This window comes from Nostoc sp. (assembly GCF_036917395.1).
Classification (GTDB): Bacteria; Cyanobacteriota; Cyanobacteriia; order Cyanobacteriales; family Nostocaceae; genus Nostoc.
Genome location: NZ_JBALDI010000067.1, coordinates 94,366 through 113,574, shown reverse-complemented (window position 1 = coordinate 113,574; position 19,209 = coordinate 94,366). Strand labels below are relative to the sequence as shown.

At 41.3% G+C, this 19,209-nt stretch carries 13 protein-coding genes and 1 pseudogene; 5 read left to right on the top strand and 9 right to left on the bottom strand.

Going from position 1 to position 19,209, the window contains the following annotated elements; translation table 11 throughout:
• Positions 1-226: 226 nt before the first annotated feature.
• The 3 genes from V7K46_RS22930 to V7K46_RS22920 form a co-directional block, all read right to left on the bottom strand.
• Positions 227-3,694, bottom strand: coding sequence for an Eco57I restriction-modification methylase domain-containing protein (locus V7K46_RS22930; RefSeq protein WP_335117120.1), 3,468 nt, complete (start codon positions 3,692-3,694; stop codon positions 227-229).
• Between the two features lie 684 nt (positions 3,695-4,378).
• Positions 4,379-7,801, bottom strand: coding sequence for a helicase-related protein (locus V7K46_RS22925; RefSeq protein WP_335117118.1), 3,423 nt, complete (start codon positions 7,799-7,801; stop codon positions 4,379-4,381).
• A gap of 470 nt (positions 7,802-8,271) precedes the next feature.
• Complete coding sequence (locus V7K46_RS22920) at positions 8,272-9,456, bottom strand: NAD(P)H-quinone oxidoreductase subunit H (RefSeq protein ID WP_335117116.1); 1,185 nt, start codon at positions 9,454-9,456, stop codon at positions 8,272-8,274.
• Between the two features lie 253 nt (positions 9,457-9,709).
• Here V7K46_RS22920 and rsmH point away from each other — a divergent pair, with 253 nt between their 5' ends.
• The gene (rsmH, locus tag V7K46_RS22915; RefSeq protein ID WP_335117113.1) at positions 9,710-10,645 is read left to right on the top strand and encodes a 16S rRNA (cytosine(1402)-N(4))-methyltransferase RsmH; all 936 of its coding nucleotides are present in this window, start codon (positions 9,710-9,712) and stop codon (positions 10,643-10,645) included.
• 137 nt (positions 10,646-10,782) lie between these two features.
• On the opposite strand, the gene V7K46_RS32165 is transcribed toward rsmH, so the two are convergent.
• Entirely contained in the window at positions 10,783-10,857 is a 75-nt protein-coding gene (locus V7K46_RS32165; RefSeq protein ID WP_442939867.1) for a DUF6887 family protein, read from the bottom strand.
• A gap of 257 nt (positions 10,858-11,114) precedes the next feature.
• On the opposite strand from V7K46_RS32165, the gene V7K46_RS22905 reads away from it, so the two are divergent.
• The 3 genes and pseudogenes from V7K46_RS22905 to V7K46_RS22895 all read left to right on the top strand — a co-directional run.
• On the top strand, positions 11,115-11,321 hold the full coding sequence (locus V7K46_RS22905; RefSeq protein WP_335117111.1) for a glycogen debranching protein: 207 nt from the start codon (positions 11,115-11,117) through the stop codon (positions 11,319-11,321).
• Positions 11,322-11,908: 587 nt separating this feature from the next.
• On the top strand, positions 11,909-12,466 hold the full coding sequence (locus tag V7K46_RS22900) for a methylmalonic aciduria and homocystinuria type D protein (RefSeq protein WP_335117109.1): 558 nt from the start codon (positions 11,909-11,911) through the stop codon (positions 12,464-12,466).
• A gap of 8 nt (positions 12,467-12,474) precedes the next feature.
• A pseudogene (locus tag V7K46_RS22895) lies at positions 12,475-13,111 on the top strand (heme-dependent oxidative N-demethylase family protein); the annotation flags it as partial.
• 366 nt (positions 13,112-13,477) lie between these two features.
• Here the strand turns inward: V7K46_RS22895 and V7K46_RS22890 are convergent.
• The 3 genes from V7K46_RS22890 to V7K46_RS22880 form a co-directional block, all read right to left on the bottom strand.
• The gene (locus V7K46_RS22890; RefSeq protein WP_335117107.1) at positions 13,478-14,257 is read right to left on the bottom strand and encodes a hypothetical protein; all 780 of its coding nucleotides are present in this window, start codon (positions 14,255-14,257) and stop codon (positions 13,478-13,480) included.
• A gap of 427 nt (positions 14,258-14,684) precedes the next feature.
• Positions 14,685-14,909, bottom strand: coding sequence for a hypothetical protein (locus tag V7K46_RS22885; RefSeq protein ID WP_335117105.1), 225 nt, complete (start codon positions 14,907-14,909; stop codon positions 14,685-14,687).
• Between the two features lie 84 nt (positions 14,910-14,993).
• The gene (locus tag V7K46_RS22880; protein WP_335117103.1) at positions 14,994-16,013 is read right to left on the bottom strand and encodes a potassium channel family protein; all 1,020 of its coding nucleotides are present in this window, start codon (positions 16,011-16,013) and stop codon (positions 14,994-14,996) included.
• 498 nt (positions 16,014-16,511) lie between these two features.
• Here V7K46_RS22880 and V7K46_RS22875 point away from each other — a divergent pair, with 498 nt between their 5' ends.
• Positions 16,512-17,792: an aspartate aminotransferase family protein gene (locus V7K46_RS22875; RefSeq protein ID WP_335117101.1), complete on the top strand. Its 1,281-nt coding sequence runs from the start codon at positions 16,512-16,514 to the stop codon at positions 17,790-17,792.
• Positions 17,793-17,946: 154 nt separating this feature from the next.
• Here V7K46_RS22875 and V7K46_RS22870 read toward each other — a convergent pair whose 3' ends face one another.
• Entirely contained in the window at positions 17,947-18,555 is a 609-nt protein-coding gene (locus tag V7K46_RS22870; protein WP_335117099.1) for a DUF4129 domain-containing protein, read from the bottom strand.
• 158 nt (positions 18,556-18,713) lie between these two features.
• On the bottom strand, positions 18,714-19,202 hold the full coding sequence (locus tag V7K46_RS22865; protein WP_335117180.1) for a DUF2243 domain-containing protein: 489 nt from the start codon (positions 19,200-19,202) through the stop codon (positions 18,714-18,716).
• Between the last annotated feature and the right edge of the window lie 7 nt (positions 19,203-19,209).

The following is a 19,209-nucleotide window of genomic DNA, read 5'->3' as shown; positions in this document are numbered from 1 at the left end:
TGCGGAGAAAATCTTGATGATAAGGCTCGATTGACTTTAATTCAATATCAGCCTTTACCCGTTCTACCAATCAGCTAATATGGTTAAAAACCTTCATGCTTGCGCCATGAGTATTCAAAAAGGCAGCAATGGTTTTGACGATTTCATGTTCCATTGCTTTATCTTATTTGTTTTACTGCAAATTTCAAGGTGCAGTAGATATCAATTTGAGTTTATCATCACCTTACTAAATTAATGCTAATTTTTCTGATTTTCCAAACATTGGGGCAAAGGTACGGTAAGCTTCTAATGCTGCTTCTTTAACGATCGCATTCACAATCGGAAATGTAGTGAGGATGTAGCTAAATTCATCTTCGGTTAAGCCGTAAAGGTGTGCTACCATTCCATCGAGTTCGGCGCGGAGTTTAGCGCGTTCTGTTTCGTCGGTAACGCCTTGTTGATGGGAACCTAGACCGACTTCTTGCGCGAGTTCGTCAAATTCTGGTGTGGTGCAGATGAGTTTGGCAGCGCGTTGTACAATATCGTTGAAGTTGCGATCGTTTTTTGTTAAACGTGGGACGGGTAATTGGTAGATGTAAAACATATTAATGTTTGCAGATACCTGTTGACGTAATGCAAAATCTACACAAAAACTATTTAGCACAGCACCAATAAATACTGTAGATTTATTCTCTTGAGTTGGTGATGCAATATTAAGAGAATTACCAGAAAAAACATTTTGGGGTAGGACTGTTCCAATCAAAGTTCTAGCATCTGTACTCCTTCCTATTGCACGGTATGAAAACCGATAGGATTGATAGTCTAATAATTGACCATTGTCGTTTTTCTTTTTTCCTAATAAAGCTTTTCTCGCTTCCTGTTCATCCACCCAATATCTCGGTTCAGCATATAAGTGGGTAAACTGATGAATCATTTTACCTTCATAGAGCGCTAATGTACCTTTCTCTGGCTTTTTCTTGAAAAGAAAAGCATCATCAGTCATATTAAATTCACGATGTAGTTCCAAGTTCCATTTATCTTCAAATTTTTCACCCAGCAATGGGAACTTGGTCATTTTATCAGCAATGTGAAAATCAAGCTCATTTTTAAACTCCATTACTGAGAGAGAATCAGGTGATAGCTTTCGCACCAAGTCAATATTAATTGTTAAACCATCATTTTTTGGGAACTTTTGCAATTCTTGGACATCATGGCGCATAAAAGCAGCAGGAAAATTTTCTGTTTTGCCTTCTTTTTCAAAAGTAAGAACAACAAATTTAAAACGGCTATCAACACCTTCAAAAATTGTTTTGCGATTTTCAAAGCAGAATAAACCAGTGATTTGAGTATCATTAAATAGCATTTCTCGAAGCTTTTTAGATCCTAAGTCGGTATAAACACCACTAGGTATAACGATGCCACATCCACCACCATGATGTAAGAGATTAAAACATTGTTCTAAAAACAGTTTGTAAAGATTAACATCTTTACCGTGACGTTTACCGTTAATTATAGGAACCTGGTTTTTATACTGTTCAGCAAACCTAAAATACTCTCTTTGATGGTTGTAATCGCTTTGATAATTTAACCATAGTTTTTGTATTTTTGTGTCTATCAATAAACGTTTTAGTTCAACCTCAAAATCTTTGATGTCCATCTTTTTCTTAGACACGACATCACTGTATTCAGAGCAAAATTCCTTAGCATCAGGCTGAAAAGTTTCCCACGGTGGATTAGTGATAATTGCATCAAAACCACCGCGTTCTAAAACCTTGTCAAAGTGATAACCCCAGTGAAACGGCTTCAAAGCTGCAATATCCTCAACCTTCAAAACACGCTTCTGTGATTTTCCAGTTAACTGAACCTCTTCATATTTGATACCCAAACGCTTACTAAACTCATCCAACAGCAAAACATTTAACTTTTCTTGCGATTTTTTGTTGAGTTGTTCAATATTTTTGCGGAGGTGTATCAATCGAGTATCTTGAGGTGTATCTGTATCGGGTAATGCTTTAGGTAAAAAAGCGTGTTTTTTGTACAAATCAACAGATTTATTTTTTTCTTCAAGAATTTTCTTATAATTATCTGCGGCTAAAGACTGTAATAGATTTCCTTGTAGAGAATTTCCGACTGCATCAAACGCTGTTTCATCTACCCGAATTAAGCCAATTAACGAATTACCAGCCATAATATTAAAATCAATATTAGGTAATGGCTCTAACTCTTCAACATCGTGAGCAGAAGAAACTAAAGCTAAAAAAAGGCGTAATTTAGCAATTTCTGTTGCTTCCTCCATGATGTCTATACCATAAAGGTTATCAGAAACAATACGCTTCTTGATAAAATAAGGTAGTGATGGATGGGAATTTTCTATATCTTCAAGCTTCTTTTTGAGAGGAGAATCTCCCATCAATTTAATTGTCCCAATTACCGCACTATAAACTTGGATTAGCGTCTTCATCGCCGCCACGAGAAAAGCACCAGAACCGCAAGCTGGGTCAAGAATTGATAAATTAGGAAGAATATCTTCCATTAATGAACGACAAACATTTGTATCCAGCTTGATCAGAAGTTCATTGATATCTTCAAATCGCTTATACTTATCAGACAGCACATCATTTACACGGTCTACAATTAACTTGTGGATAGTTCTATCACAGAGATATTCTGTAATCTGCGGTCTAGTATAATACGCCCCAAAAGCCTTTTGATTAATATATTTCTCAAAAATATACCCCAAGACATCAGGATTTATTTCATCGTCTTTACCTTCCGGCGTATCATCCAGATTCCAAGAATAACGCCCAAATAAATCTAGAACTTGCTCAAACGCCTCATCAACTATAGAAATATCATATTTATCTTCAATCTGATGCTTGAGAAATAGCCCACCATTCAGGTATTTAACCTTTCCTACCAATTCTTGTACAGATAAATCGCGTTCAAACTCAGGTTTTGCAAAGCTTTCAAAAAACAAAGCCTTGAGAAATTCCGCATAAAAATAATTTTCACCTTTTTGCTGGCTTTGTTCTAGCTTATTTTGCAGATAATTTAAATCTTCGTTATCAATAAAACCCTTACGCTGGAGAAAATAAACAAACATCAGGCGATTGAGAATTACCGATGTGTACCAACGTCTATCTGTCTCATTATCAATTCCTTTAACAAATAGCAAAAACTTCTGGTGTTGCTCTTGAAATTCTTTGTAAAACTTCTTAGTTACTGGCTCAACATCAAACCCGCGTTGTAGTTTATAGGCAATTTCAACAACAGTCGGTTCCCCATGTTCTAATTCAGTAATATCAATAACTAAAGAACCAAGCTTGCTTAAAAATAAGTCTCCTGGTTGACCTTTCACATATAAATGGTCACGAACGTAGCTTTTACTTCCTTCTCGTTTAACCCAATACCAAAGACTACGTGTGCGTTCTTCGGTAATAAAAATTAGGAGATTTTCAGCTATTAGTTTAGTAATTTCTTGATGAATAGCAACTCTAACTTTTGCCTCTGGTATTTTTCCATCGGTTGCAGTGATTTCAAAGATTGCAACTCCTGAAAGTTCAGCAATTCTCTGATATTGATACGTCTTATTCTCAATCTTTAAGGTTACAGGTTTTTGTCTTGTAGGTTTAGACCAACCTAATTCTTCTATAAATAAAATACTAAATTGGAAGTTATAAAGTAAATCGCGTGTTCGTTGAAAATTAAGCGACATAATTTACCATACTTAAAGAATAAAAAAAGAGCATAGTAAATTTGCCACTCAGAAAATAAATCTGTGACTCTAAAAATTAAGTCTGCGCTGACAGACTTGAAAAAAGCCTCTTTATACGAGTTAAATTTTAACCATGCTTTTTATACTTTATAAATCCTTTATATCAAAGTAGGTTCAGGGATATTACCTGAGTTATCTAAACGCCGACTTAGTTCTGTGCATCTGTGACTTTCAATTGTCAGGTATTTTTGCTGATTTCTTTATGAAAATGCCTAATTTCTTTATCAAAATGCCTGATTGCTTTCTCAAAATACTGAAATGCTTTTTCAAAACAAGCTTTTGCTTCTTCAAAACAAGCTTTTACTTTCTAATTTTGGTGTTTTCCACAAGCAAAACAAGCTTTTGCTTCTTCAAAACAAGCTTTTACTTTCTAATTTTGGTGTTTTCCACAAGCAAAACAAGCTTTTGCTTTCTCATTTTGGTGTTTTCCGCAAGCAAAACAAGCTTTTGCTTATTCAAACCCCAGTTTGCTTTCTCATTTCAGTATTTTACGCAAGGCGTAGGTTGGGTTGAGGAACGAAACCCAACAATATCAAAGCTTTATTGGGTTTTGCTAATTTAATGTTAAGTATTTTAGGGTGTAGGGTGCGTTACACTACGCCATAACACACCTGACACATACCGCTACTCCTCGAATAAACCCAAAGAACAAATAATCTCAGGTTCTCGCTTCTCCAGTTCTTCTGTCACAATACACAAACGGTCATCCATCCGTAGCGCCACTACTAACTCAGCCAACTGCTGATTATTAATGCCGCTTCTCAGTTGGCGGTTGAGAGTATCAATGGCTGATTGTCGCAAAGGATAACGGTAAATCTCATCAATTGCTTTTAAAAGTTCTTCGCTGACAAATAGTGTTCCTTTCATCTGTTGAACATAACCCTTAAGTCGTTCATAAGTGCGAAACCTTGCACCTGATGGTCGTCCCAATTGACCGCCTGCATTTTTCTCTTCTTCAGCAATCAATTCAGCACCCTTTTTAACTAACTCATGATGCTGTTTATCTCTGGGTATCGCTGGGGTGGATTCTTCACACGCCGCCACTCGAAGAACCGCTAATTGTGATTGAGTAACGCTATTTCCATCACGGTCAACATAAATCAAAGAATCATTTCCCTCAGTGGTTTTCATATAAAGCAATACTCCTTGCGGTTGCACAGGTTGCGGAGTATGGGCGCGGGTAGAATAAACTACATTTTGCATTTCCTCAATCGTTTTTTTCAAACCCGGATTACCATCAGTGGCTTTTTTCCAAATTTGAAACGCTTCTGAGGTCAAGTCAACTTCTGTATCTTCTTCCCCATCTAAAACTCCAGATTTTTCATTGTAGAGGTCGAGAATTACTCGTGCATCATCATCTTCAAAAAATGCTTCATCAGTTCCTACCACTTCAGCATTTTCTTGTAGTCGTTTGCGGAGTCGTCCCCGCAAATTAATAATCCGTTCTACTCCCTCGGCTGGTAAAAAAGAATAACAGAGAATTTGGTCAGCATTTTGTCCAATGCGGTCTACTCGTCCGGCGCGTTGAATTAAGCGAATAATTGCCCAAGGTAAATCCCAATTGACGATAATTGCACAGTCTTGCAAATTATGACCTTCACTCAAAACATCAGTGGCTATTAAAATACGCAACTCATCTGATGATGAAATTTGCTCCCGTTTGCCATTACTCACAGGACTAAATCTTCCCGTCATTACTGTAGGGTCTTTAGATTGACCTGTCACTCCTGCCACATTAGTAATATGACTCGACTGCAAATTGTCTGCAAGGTAGCGGACTGTATCGGCAAACTGGGTGAAAATTAGTACTTTATCTTGGGGGTGAGTTATTGTTAACAGTTTGATTAAAGCAGCAAGTTTTTCATCTTTTTGAGGATTCCACTCGCCACACTGTTGCAGGACATTAATAAGTGCTTTGGCATCTTCTAATAAATCCCGTTTCAGTTTTTTAATGTCAAAAAGTGTAGAACGCAACCACTTAAATCGTCGTTGATATCGAGTTGTATATTCTTGGTAAATTGACTCTGCTCTTTGACGAAAGACTTTTTCTGTTTTAGATACCTTCTCTTCTTCATTAGAAAAAGGAGTTACTTCTCTCTCTACTTGCAGTGAAGCAGTAGAATCGTCTTCTTCTGTTTCTGTATCAAACAAAGCTGCTGCTACAGAATCGGCATCTTCATCATTATTACTTGTATCTAATAACTCAGCCTCCTGAGTTCCAATCGGAATATCAAGCCCTTGCTCTAGGGCATATAAATAAATGAAGTTCCGTAAAATGTGGCGTTCAATTGATTGGATAAAAGTAACACCACTACTTTCTAAACGTTTAAACAAATTAGTGCGAGAAAAACCCATTAACCTCCTACCGCCACGAAATAAACTATTAATAAAGCGTTGTTCGGTGTCTGTAGGCGGTTGTTTGTGTTTAGCAATAACGTAATTTCCTAGCCCATAACGAGGTAAATTAAGTTGATTAATTACTTCTACTACTAATTCAGAGTAAAGGCGAGAATAAAAGTCAGTGTTATAATCTTCTAGAGGAAACTTGATACTACGAGGTATACGCTGGGGAAAATAAGAACGCCTCTTATCATAAAATTCTAAATATTTACGCCCTGTTTCATCTGTGTGGGCATAATTATCTTTAATAAAAGAGCGAGTGCGTCGCACCATGTAGCGCTTCATTAATTCTCGCCAGTCATCAGGGTGTTCACTCTTCTCAAAGGCAGCTAAAGAACGTACAGAACATTGATGCTTTCTAATAAACTCTAATTCTCCTACCGAACTGCCACCAAGTTCATTAATTAAAGCTTCTGGTCTTAATCCCAAATCTTCGTCTTCTGGCACAAATAGCCGCAGTTGGGCAGAAAGGTCAAGATAACTTTTATTGTAAGGAGTAGCAGATAATAAAATACATTTACTTTCGTTGGCTGCAATATATTCTGTAATTGCTCGATAACGTTTCCCTTCGCGGTTACGTAAGTTATGACTTTCATCAATTAACACAACTCGGTAACGCCGGAGTTTTGGTAATTTATTTTGTACTTGACTAATTGGCATAACTTCGGCAAGTAGCCGATAGTTATTTACATATTCTTGCCACATTGGCACCAAGTTTTTTGGGCAAATAATCAGTGTTTCTAAAAAACAATCTTCTTGTAATATCTTCGCAAGGGCGGTTCCAACTAAGGTTTTACCCAAACCAACCACATCGCCTACTAACACGCCACCACGCCTAGTTACATGACGTGCTGCTAGCTGCACGGCGGCTTTTTGGAAATCAAACAAATTGTTAAATTCGCGGGGTATACGAAATTCTGAAAGTCCAGCGATCGCTTCATGGGATAAGTGGTAAGCTATCTTCAGATAGATGTAGTAAGGTGGGATTAACTCATCTCTTGCCCAACTCTGATCAATAATTTCTGCCAGTTCTTGGGAAATATCTACACAACCGTAATCTTGCCAGCGATCGCTAAACCACTTTTGCAGCTTATTGCAAGCATCGTGATCTAAAATATCAACATTCAACTCCCCTTGTTTCGCCAATCCGGGAAGGGTTAAATTACTACTACCCAAGAATCCCACTGTGGGAGTGTTAGGGTCATGGCGATGCACAAGATATAACTTGGCGTGGAGAGGATGGCGCAAAAACAGTTTAATAATTAGTTTCTGTGTTTTTAGCTGATGACTTAACCGCCGCAACCCCGCTTCATCCTGATTAGTCGGCGCACCGATAGTCAACTGCTTGCGAAATTCTGATGCCATGCGTTTTTTAAACCGCACGATGGTACTGTTGTCAATCCGTCCATCATTACTACTAAGGGAAAATGCCGCATGAACTTCATCACTCGGCAAACTTTGCATCCCAATTAGCAAACGGCAACAAGCTTTTTCACTACCAACATACTGTTCAATTAAATCATCAATTCTTCGCCAACCTCTGAGGTTGAAGTAGCCAACGCAAAAATCTGCCCGATAAGAGACTTTGAGAGTTTCTCGCAAAATCGGTAGCAGTTGTAAGTCGATGTTGTCAAAAATCCGGGGCATTACTCAAAACTCTATAAATATTTCGTACCTATGTTATATGAGTAAAAAATTTTTCCAGCCAGATTAGTAAAGAGTGCAAGACAAGAGACGCGATAAATCGCCGTCTGTACAATAATCAGTCCTTTGTAGAGACGGCGATTTATCGCGTCTTCAAAAATTACGATTTATCGCGTCTTCAAAAATTACGATTTATCGCGTCTTCAAAAATTACGATTTATCGCGTCTTCAAAAATGGCGATTTATCGCGTCTTCAAAAATTACGATTTATCGCGTCTTCAAAAATTACGATTTATCGCATCTTCAAAAATGGCGATTTATCGCGTCTTCAAAAATGGCGATTTATCGCGTCTTCAAAAATGGCGATTTATCGCGTCTTCAAAAATGGCGATTTATCGCGTCTTCAAAAATTATAAAAAAAAGAGCAGTTGTATTATGCAACTGCTCTAAAAAACTACTTAGATAGATATTTTCTACCTATCCACAGATCCCATGATTACGTCAACACTGCCGAGAATCACCACGATATCTGCAACCTTCATGCCGCGCAGTAAATGAGGGACAATCTGGAGATTGTTGAAATCCGCTGCGCGAATTTTCCACCGTGCAGGGAAGACATTATCCTCGCCAACCAAATAAATTCCCAATTCACCTTTGCCACTTTCTACACGGGCATAGATTTCACCCTTAGGAATCTTGAAAGTGGGGGAAACTTTTTTGCCGATGAATTGGTAATCAAATGCGTCCCACTCTGATTTTTTACCTGCGGCTAAACGCTTGGCTTCCAGATTTTCGTAAGGGCCGCCAGGAAGTCCTTTAATTGCTTGGCGAATAATCTTCACAGATTCGCGCATTTCCCGCATCCGTACCACGTAACGGGCAAAGCAATCACCGGCAGTTTCCCACTGCACATCCCAGTCAAAATCGTCGTAGCATTCGTAATGGTCAACTTTCCGCAGATCCCATTGCACGCCAGATGCGCGTAACATTGGGCCAGAAAGTCCCCAGTTAATTGCTTCTTCACGGGTGATAGTGCCAAGACCCTCAACACGTCGCCGGAAGATGGGGTTATCGGTTACTAAGCGTTCGTACTCGTCAACTTTGGGTATTAAGTGGTCGCAGAATTCCAGGCACTTATCTACCCAACCATAGGGCAAATCGGCTGCTACTCCACCAACGCGGAAGTAGTTATTATTCACCATCCGATAACCTGTGGCGGCTTCCCACAAATCATAAATCATCTCCCGTTCCCGAAACTGGTAGAAGAAGGGAGTTTGAGCGCCCACGTCAGCTAGGAAGGGGCCAAACCACAGCAAGTGGTTAGCGATACGGTTCAACTCCAGCATAATGACGCGGATGTAGCTGGCGCGTTTGGGGACAGCGACACCTGCAAGTTTTTCTGGGGCGTTGACGGTAACGGCTTCGTTGAACATTCCCGCAGCGTAGTCCCACCGACTAACGTAGGGAACGTACATGACATTAGTGCGGTTCTCAGCAATTTTTTCCATTCCCCGGTGTAAATAGCCGATAACTGGTTCACAGTCAACGACATCCTCGCCATCCAGAGTCATGATTAACCGCAGAACCCCATGCATTGAGGGGTGGTGTGGCCCCATATTTAGCACCATCGGTTCAGTGCGGGTTTCTAGTCTAGTCATAGATTTCGTGTTCTCCTGTTGTGTTCGTGTAGCGTGCTGAAGGCAAAATTTTGAATTGAACCGCCAAAATGCCAACCAGGCCTGATTTATCTAGTCTGCCAAGCCAAAATTAAGCTTGCAGGAGCAATACTTTTAGGAAAACTACCTTTAGGGCGTCTAGATGTATTGCCCATACAGGGGTATGTTGGAAAGGGAGTGACAGAGGAGGGATTTTACTTGATGTTTCATTTTGTTGCACTTCTTCAATTATTATATGGAAGCTCGATATCAGGGACTTGAGGTGCAAGATTTTTCTCACATTCCCGTTTTGGGTCGGGAGGTAATTGAAGGTTTGGCGGTGCGTCCGGGTGGGCATTATTTAGATGTGACGGTAGGCGGTGGTGGTCACAGTCGCCTGATTTTAGAAGCTGGGGCGGATGTGCGGGTAACGGCAATTGACCAGGATGAGGATGCTTTAGCAGCAGCGAGGAAAGAATTGGCAGAGTTTGGCGTTAGCGAAGCTCCTCCGTTCGCGCAGCGTCTCCGACAGGAGAAGGAGGCTCGCGTACAATTTATTTATAGCAATTTTGCCAACTACGAGTTTACCCCTAACACTTTCGATGGTATTTTAGCCGATTTAGGGGTGAGTTCTTACCATTTAGATCAGCCGGAACGGGGTTTCAGCTTTCGCCAAGCTGCAAATCTGGATATGCGAATGGATCGAGGGCGATCGCTAACTGCTGCTGATGTGATCAATAATTGGGATGAAGCGGATTTAGCAGATATTTTCTTTAAGTACGGTGAGGAAAGATTATCGCGGCGCATTGCGAGACGCATTGTCGAACGCCGGCCGTTGCACACGACTGTTGAATTGGCTGAAGCGATCGCTTCTTCAGTTCCCCCGAAATACCGTTATGGAAGAATTCACCCCGCTACCCGTGTTTTTCAAGCTTTGCGAATTGTCGTCAACGATGAGTTAAAATCTTTAGAAACCTTTTTGGATAAAGCACCAAATGCCCTTGTCCCTGGTGGCAGAATTGCGATTATCAGTTTTCACAGTCTGGAAGACCGTCCGGTGAAGCATGGTTTAAGAAATTCACCTTTGTTAAAGGTCTTGACAAAAAAGCCGATTATTGCATCAGAAGAGGAAATTCAGAGGAATATGCGATCGCGATCGGCCAAACTGAGGATAGCCCAAAAGCTGCTGTAACTGCAATGCAACCTTAAACTGCTTCATCTCGTGGCTCAGAACTGCTGCGAATACGCTCAATGAACTGAGGATAATTTTCTAAATCCTGTTTTGACTCTAACGGTGGCATTTCAATCCAATGACCTTCGACATGCAGCTTATCTACATAAGTAGAAGGCTTCTTGATCTTCTCGATGAGCAAGAACGTAATCATGTAACTCTTTCTGAATCATTGCATGAAAATTAGGCTTGCTCATCCTATGTATCTCTATTTACCGTTAGGGTATATCTCATAAAAGGGAAATGGTGTTGTGGTACATTACTCTACGCCATCATTGAGGATGAAGCGAAACTGGGTAATGTAAATTAGTAATCGGTAATTGGGATTAGTTCACTACTTGTTACCGATTTTGCTCTATAATTTTCGACTCTAATAGTGTTCTAAAATAACGAATAGCTTTTTTCGCTAAAGTTTTTGAAGGAGTACTCTATGACTATTTGGGTAAATGAGCAAATTGATCCGTCTGGGATGATTCATGCCTGTATTGCCACTTGTAATGAATCTCAAGCCAAAGATTGTCATGATTCCTTTAAGAATAATTTGACCGAGACGCAAAAGGCAGCAGGTTGGGTAGCGCAATTGCGGACAGTCGATTGTTGGGATGAAGTGCCGGTGAATTCTTTAAAACTCAATTAAGGGATTTCCAAGAAATAAATTATCCAAATAAACGAACCACGGAGGCGCAGAGAACCCAGAGAGAAGAGAAATATAGAAGATTTGTGTGTTAGTTTTGGGATATTTTTTTACTTGGAAGTCCCTAATTGGCTGCTATGGAAAGTAGGCTAAAAGTTTAACTTTTTCTAAGCAGATAAGATTACCTTTGTCTTTTGAGCGAAACTTCGACGCGCTTTGCTTTACCAGATGCCTGCTTAATCCAGCTTTGTTGACAGTTAGATATTATGGTTTTGACTGCGAATCGTCTGAGATAGAAGTCATTTTTGAGGTTTTGCTCGAACATATTTTAAGAGTGTAGGCGTAGCCCGTTGTAGGCATCGCTTGTCTACGACACGCTGCATCTATGCCAATACCTACAGCGATCGCAGCAAATCCCATTAGAAGAGGTTAATGAAGGATAAAATTCGGATTAAAATTCTCAAATTATTAACAACTGCTTCCAAAAAAAGTAATATATTAAAGAAAATTGATGATTTTTTGGAACTTTTAAGAGTTATCATCTATACCGTAGATTAAATTAAAAAATTTGCCAAAACCGAACCAATTTAGTGAACTATCCCAGAGTTTACACTTCGGAGCAAGCCTGTCCCATTAATTTAGTTGACGAAAGGGGACAAGCGGTTCAAATTTCAATTCATGCTCCCAGTCAATATATCTGTGCCAACTGCGAACGGATATTACCAGATTGGAAACGACAGCCATTTTTACGAGTAGTGATTGTCTTACAGCAATCGCGTTATCAACTAGTAGAAAGGACGGCAGAAGTAGAGACAGAGAAAGAACGCCTGCGAGAAAAGTTTATGAGATTTGGCTGCGATTTAGCATTTAATCTGCGCGATCGTGGCTATTTAACAGACCTGATCGACCCTCGTACAGGCTATCCTTTACTGTCTCATCCTGGAGCAATTCCCCACGATGACACAGCAGTTGTCAAAGCTTTGCTCAACTATCCAGTGATTAAAAATCAATGCCGTGTGCTAGTGCATCCCGACTGGGGTGCAGCAGTTTATCCTAGCATTTTGATATCAGAAGCTCCCCCAATTGCGATCGAATGGGTTACAAAAGGTATAGCAGGTATGCATGGGTGGAAAGAAATTAGTCAATAGATAACACCCTGAAATTCCACAGCCAACTTACCAAAGAAACCCTCTATTTAGATGCATTGCAATTACAGCAAGTTGAGGGTAGTTCAGTTGTTCCAGCTTACGCCTCTACTCTTGATGCACTTGCAACGCAGGTACAAGAAGACCTGACAATTATCTGCCGTTCTGCTGATGGTAAAAACTGGCTGAGTGCAGTTCATCTCTGCTATCCTAACCACTGGTTAGCTGAGGAAAAAATTGGTAAAGAACTTTACTACGATACATGCACCTGTGGCAGGTATGGAAAAAATTAATCGGCGAGGGGATGCGATCGCTAATACAATGATTACCCACAAACCAATGGTGCGCTTTGCTTGGGGTTTGAGTACCGACACCCGCCTTAACCACCATCCAGAATCGCCGCCTGGTGTGTCAGTTAGCCAATGGCAAGGTAGAAACTTTGATCCGCAGTGTCCCCAGCTTTATCTGCGAATTGAGCGCCAAGTAATTTGGGGACTACCAGAGTATGAAGCAGCGCTTTTTAGTGTTCGTACTTATTTTAGAGATTGTGGTGTAGTTAGAAAAGACCCAGTGTTACGGTCTAAGCTTTATGCTGCGATTCAGTCTATGACACCCAAATCTCTAGTTTATAAGGGCTATTTATGCTAAAAAGCTTAAGTTAATTGAGAACTAAAAACGAAAAATCAAGATTTTCAGGCACATTTTACTGCAAGAATTGGGAATTTTTAGAATAGTGGGATAGGTTCAAGCGAGCAACAAGACATCTTAACTGGGTTATTGCCTCGGTCAACGATTCCTACAGGGTTAGCAAAACGTGCTCGTGCTGTTCCAGTCATCGATGCAGCAACATATCATCAAGAGTGCATTAGTGATCGCCAGATGTCCAAGCCTTCAATGCTCCTACAACTGCCATTTATAGGCAATCTTTTGCCTAAAATTATTGGATTTGGCCTGTTTCCAGTTCATGTGAAGAATTAGGCTTGAACAGTAATTCAATTTGTGCCAGAGTTCCACTCACTTAGCTGAAGACGATTTAGGGGAGCTCGGCAATTGATTAGAAATTGCTATCAACTCCTTGAGCGCTTTTACCGTTTTGTCGCCTAACTTCCAGTTACTAGTTTCACCATTACTAAATACCAACGTTACTTGCAATGTTTTAAGTGGTAATTGGGCGATCGCAGTTGTAAGTTGAGAGATGTTAAATCGGCTAGTGCCTACACTGCAGCTAATGGGAGGGACATAGACTGGTGTAGAGAAACCAAGGCCATCAGGATCTCCCCCCCAAGAAAGATCCAAGTCTTGGTATAAAAAGCCATCATCCCATAAATCATCGTCTATCCCCTCAGCGTAGGAGTAGTAGCCAGGGCGAAGTACTCTTAGGGTGGTTGGAGTGGTTTTGACCCGCTGATTAATCGTCACCAAGGGTTGGTTATTATTTCCAAGAACCATCTGGGTAAGTTGAGCACCTGCTTGAGCAACTGAATCTTGCGGCAAACAATACCGCACGTTAAGTTGCAAACTATTTTCGCTTGGTTTTTTGAACCAGACGGTTGAGAATCCCATCGAAGGATTGTCAGACTTAAAGTCATGGTCTTTCACGGCATAGACGGTTCCAGTGAAAAACACTTTGCTATAGGGAGCCTTTCTAATTGGAGTTACGGTGGTGGAAACTCCTGTAGTTTGGGCTGAAGCGGGCTCAAACGTGGCTGTTGTACAGACAATTGCAAAGAAGCTACACGCTGCAATGCCTCTTTGAAGCGGCTTTACTGATGCCCAGAGTCGCTGTCTCAACATAGGTTCTGATCCATTTTCAAATATTATCTTTTGGTTTGTTAATACCAATCAAAATTGCAAATCATGTCACAACTTACATGCTGTTTGTTGCTGACTATATGCTGCTTTTGCAGCATTTCATCGTGTAATCAGTATCTCATAATAGGCTTAATTTTGCGGGTTGTGTTGCAAAAACTTTGGCAGGAGAAAAAGCCCTGTTATAGAAATAGGATTATGCAGCTACTTCAAAAATTTCAGCTATGAATTTAACACGGTTAGTACCGCACCGCACGTTCAAATCTATGAACAGAGTCAAGGTAAGCGATCAGCTTGCAATTTCTAATTATGGGAATCCCCATATGCCGTTTGGCATCGTATAATCCTTCGATTCCTTCCAACACTTAGCATTGCTAAAGCTTGACTGCGCCCCCACACAGATTATTCCTGTTCATTTTTTTGCCAATCCTACTTTAATATTTTCTCTTCCCCAGCCAAACACTGTTTTTGCCAGCCTGGTTCTGCCTTGACAATATTTCAATGCCATATCTGCCTGAAAACACCGACGCTCTGCTTTGCCCATCTTCGATGCTGCTAGTCGTAGGTCTTCGATTTGCGATGATGTTAATAATTTACTTGGTGAGTCTAGTCGGTTCCCTAAGACTGATCTACCCAAATACTTACTCCTATGTTCTTAGGAATGCAGATTATATTTTACCTCTATCAGTAAACTTTTTCTTAGAAATCACCTAAGTACTTATCAGTTATTATTTTTAGGTTTACGCAATTTTTGAGAACCAATTGGGCCGAGAATTTGGTTAAGGTCACGCAACTGTTCGGCTGTACCCATCCCAATTAGCCGATCTCCTGACATTAAAACTGTATCACCAGTAGGACCACCGATTAAAGTCCCATCAAGGCGGCGAATTGCTAGAACTAATGCCCCAGTTTGTGATCGCAATCTCGCTTTTTGTAAAGTTTGACCGACAAAAGGACAAAAAACCGGGTCGAGTAAAAATTCTTCCATATACAATTGGCGGTCTGCACCTGTCAAAATCCCGTCTACAAAGTCCAATACTTGGGGTCTGAGAGCCGCAGCAGCCATGCGCTTCCCACCAGTAATATAGGGGGATATCACTTCATCTGCACCACCGCGTTGTAACTTCTGCAAAGCTTCTTCTGTACTTGCGCGGGCGATCGCTCGAATTCCTGTATTCAGTGTTTTTGCTGATAAAACAATATATAAATTTTCGGCATCTGAAGGAAGTGCTGCAACGATACAAGTCGCTCTTTCAATACCAACTTTCAAAAGTGTGTCATCTAGGGTAGCGTCACCTTGGTATGCCGTGTAACCTTCCATCTGCGCCCTTTGTATAGATTCCATCTCCGAATCAATTACCACAAAAAGTACGCCTTCTGCCCGAAATTCCTTGGCAATTTGACGACCAGTCCGACTAAATCCACAGATGATGTAATGTTCTGACAGGGATTCCATTAACCGCCTCTGTTGCTGTAGCCGAATTCCTTCTTGAAAGTAGCCTTGAATGATCGCTTCTGTAAATCTGTTGACAATGTAACCGATATTCATTACACCCAACAAAATCAGGGCAATTGTAAACAATCGTCCTCGGCTACCCATTGGGTGGATCTCTCCATATCCCACAGTCGCTAAAGTGATGACTGTCATGTAAGCCGCGTCTTCCCATGACCAGCCCTCCACTAACCAATACCACAAAGTGCCAATGACGAAAACACCGCCGAGAGCGATCGCCCCAGCCATTAACTCCTTTTGGATACGTTGATATTTTTGCTCTAGTGTTGAGAATGACGTAACAATAGTACTTTTAGCCTACTTTTTTTAGTTTTCTACTAAACTTTATACCATTCGTCATTTTTAGTACATTTAAACTACAAGTTATCCAAACTAATAGTCCAAACTCAATACCTGGAGTTTAGACTAGTCAGGAGTGCGAAACTCAGAAGGCTCATTCTATAAAGCCTAAAAACCTTGGTTTTAGTTCCTGGAAACATCTTAAATCCGTATCCTTATTTTTTGGAAATTTAGTTTTGCACTCCTGACTAGACTAACCCATGACAAAATGACTCAGCAGTAAGTGTTGAAGTACAAAGTTTTTTTTCACCACCGCCAAGCGTTTGAGGTTATATAAGCGTTAGCCTAAAAGGAAGTACAAGTTGTACTAAATAAAAAGTATTTTTTAGGGATTTCTAGGAAACTAGTAAATAACTATATAATGAAAAACTTTCAGGAGGAGCGGTAGTGAGCCTACAAACTCTCGTTGACCAAGCCACCATCCCCCCAGATTCAGGGTCAGCATCCAGTCCCTTTGATGCAGATAGCTTTAATGAAGCTGTCATGTCTACCTACGCCCGGTTTCCTTTAGCCCTAGAACGGGGTGCTGGATGCCGGGTTTGGGATACACAGGGGCGAGAATATCTGGACTTTGTAGCTGGAATTGCCACTTGTACTTTGGGACACGCCCACCCAGCTATGATAGAAGCGGTGACACGCCAAATCCAAAAGCTGCACCATGTCTCTAATTTGTACTACATTCCTGAGCAAGGTGAATTGGCAAAATGGATCGTTGATCATTCCTGTGCCGATCGCGTATTTTTCTGCAACTCTGGAGCTGAGGCTAACGAAGCTGCAATTAAACTGGCGCGGAAATATGCCCACACAGTATTAGACATTGAAAAACCGATTATTTTAACCGCCAATGCCAGTTTCCACGGACGGACTTTGGCGACGATTACTGCCACTGCACAACCGAAGTATCAAAAGTATTTTGATCCTTTGGTTCCTGGTTTCCACTACGTAAATTACAACGATATTAACGCTGTGGAAGTGGCAATTAGCGAGTTAGATGAGGGCGATTATCGGGTAGCGGCAATTCTAATTGAGCCATTGCAGGGAGAAGGCGGTGTGCGTCCAGGAGATGTTGCCTATTTCAAAAAGCTGCGGCAGATTTGTGACGAAACTGGCATTTTATTGATTTTCGATGAAGTGCAAGTTGGTATGGGACGCAGTGGGAAATTATGGGCTTACGAACATCTCGGCGTTGAACCGGATATTTTCACCAGTGCCAAAGGCTTAGGTGGTGGTATTCCCATCGGCGCAATGATGAGCAAGAAATTCTGCGATGTTTTTCAACCAGGGGAACACGCCAGTACTTTTGGCGGAAATCCTTTTGTGTGTGGTGTAGCACTCAGTGTTTGCCAGACATTGGAGCGGGAAAATATTTTGCAGAATGTGCAAGAACGGGGTGAACAATTGCGATCTGGATTGAGGGCGATCGCAGCAAAATATCCTCAGCAGGTTGGGGAAGTTCGGGGATGGGGTTTAATCAACGGTTTGGAGTTGCGATCTGACATTGGGCTAACCGCAGCCGATGTCGTCAATGCTGCCATCAACGAGGGTGTATTGCTCGTACCAGCTGGGCCAAAAGTAGTCCGGTTTGTGCCACCGCTGATTGTCACAGAGGCGGAAGTAAACACTGCCTTGGAAGCTGTAGAAAAGGCGATCGCGATCGCCACAAAATAAAATATCAACCTCTCGTTCCTTGGCTCTGCCAAGGAATGGGTTTAGGGAGGCTATGCCTCTAGTACTTTGGCGGCAGAGCCTCTAGATAGGCATTCCCATACAGAGCATGGGAACGAGTTTAAACGAGTTTAATCTTTGCGTCCTTATATCCTCTTCATTCTGGGGAAATTTCCCGATAAGCTTGCCGACACTGTTCATAATTGTCTGGCAAAATTTCGGCATTACCAAAACATAATTGCTCATGAGTGGTAATTAAAGTTTCATAAGGCTGTATGGGAGTCACAGACGATCGCAGCAATTGCAGATATTCTCCATCTGTACGGCTGAGTTTGTGGGGTGCGATCGCTTTTTGCTCCAACTGCTGCAACATCGCTAAATAGACACAACGGCAAGCTTCACGGTAATTACCCTGACGGTAAAATTCTTGCGATCGCTCCAACAAAAGGGCTATGGATGACTCACTAGAGCGATTTTTTCCGCGAAAATCAGTCATATTGCCACTTCTATTCAGCCAAGAATATACATAAGGACTGAATTCTCGCCATAATCGCCAACTCACCCAAGCTATAGATAAGCCTATTACCAGCCAAAATAGGAATTTCAACAACTCACTTAGCCAAGGGCTAATCGACCATCCAGTAGGCAATTCGGGCATTGCCTGTTGAAAGCGGTAAAACTGGTATTCACACCATTCTCCCACTTGGTGTTGGAATTGAGAAAGCTGCCAACTCCAGCTAGTTTTTTCAAAAGTATCTGTAGGCATAGGTAGGGAGTGGGGAGTGGGGAGTGGGGAGTGGGGAGTGGGGAGTGGGGAGTGGAGAGCAGGGGAAGCAGGGGAAGCAGGGGAAGCAGGGGAGCAGAGGGAGCAGAATTAATAACCAATGCCTATGCCCCATGCCCCCATGCCCCCATGCCCAATGACTAATGACTATTGACTACTGACTCTTTTTTTATCACTATCGAGCCGATAATAATAAGTAGCGCACCGAATGCAAGAAATCCTAGATCCCAAACTAACTGATTTGGGCCTGGTTTGACATGATGGATACCGAGAATTTGGTGGTCAATTAAACCTTCAACAAAGTCAAATAACCCAGTTCCAATCACTATTGACCCAATAAAGGTTTGTGATGACCAAGGAACATCATCACGCCCTCCTGCACGCCATAGCAACACTAGTCCTACCACGGTGAATACCCAATCCAAGGCATGAAATAACCCATCCCATACCATGTTCAAATCTATATTCGCCGTGTTTGTCAGAGGTCGAATGCTACTGAGCATATGATGCCACTGGAGGAGCTGATGCAGTAAAATTCCATCAAGAAATCCTCCAAGACCCACACCAAGACAAATTCCAGCACTAATTAGCGGTGCGCGTCGGTAGAAGGTTTCACTTTTTGCCTCCATTGTCAAC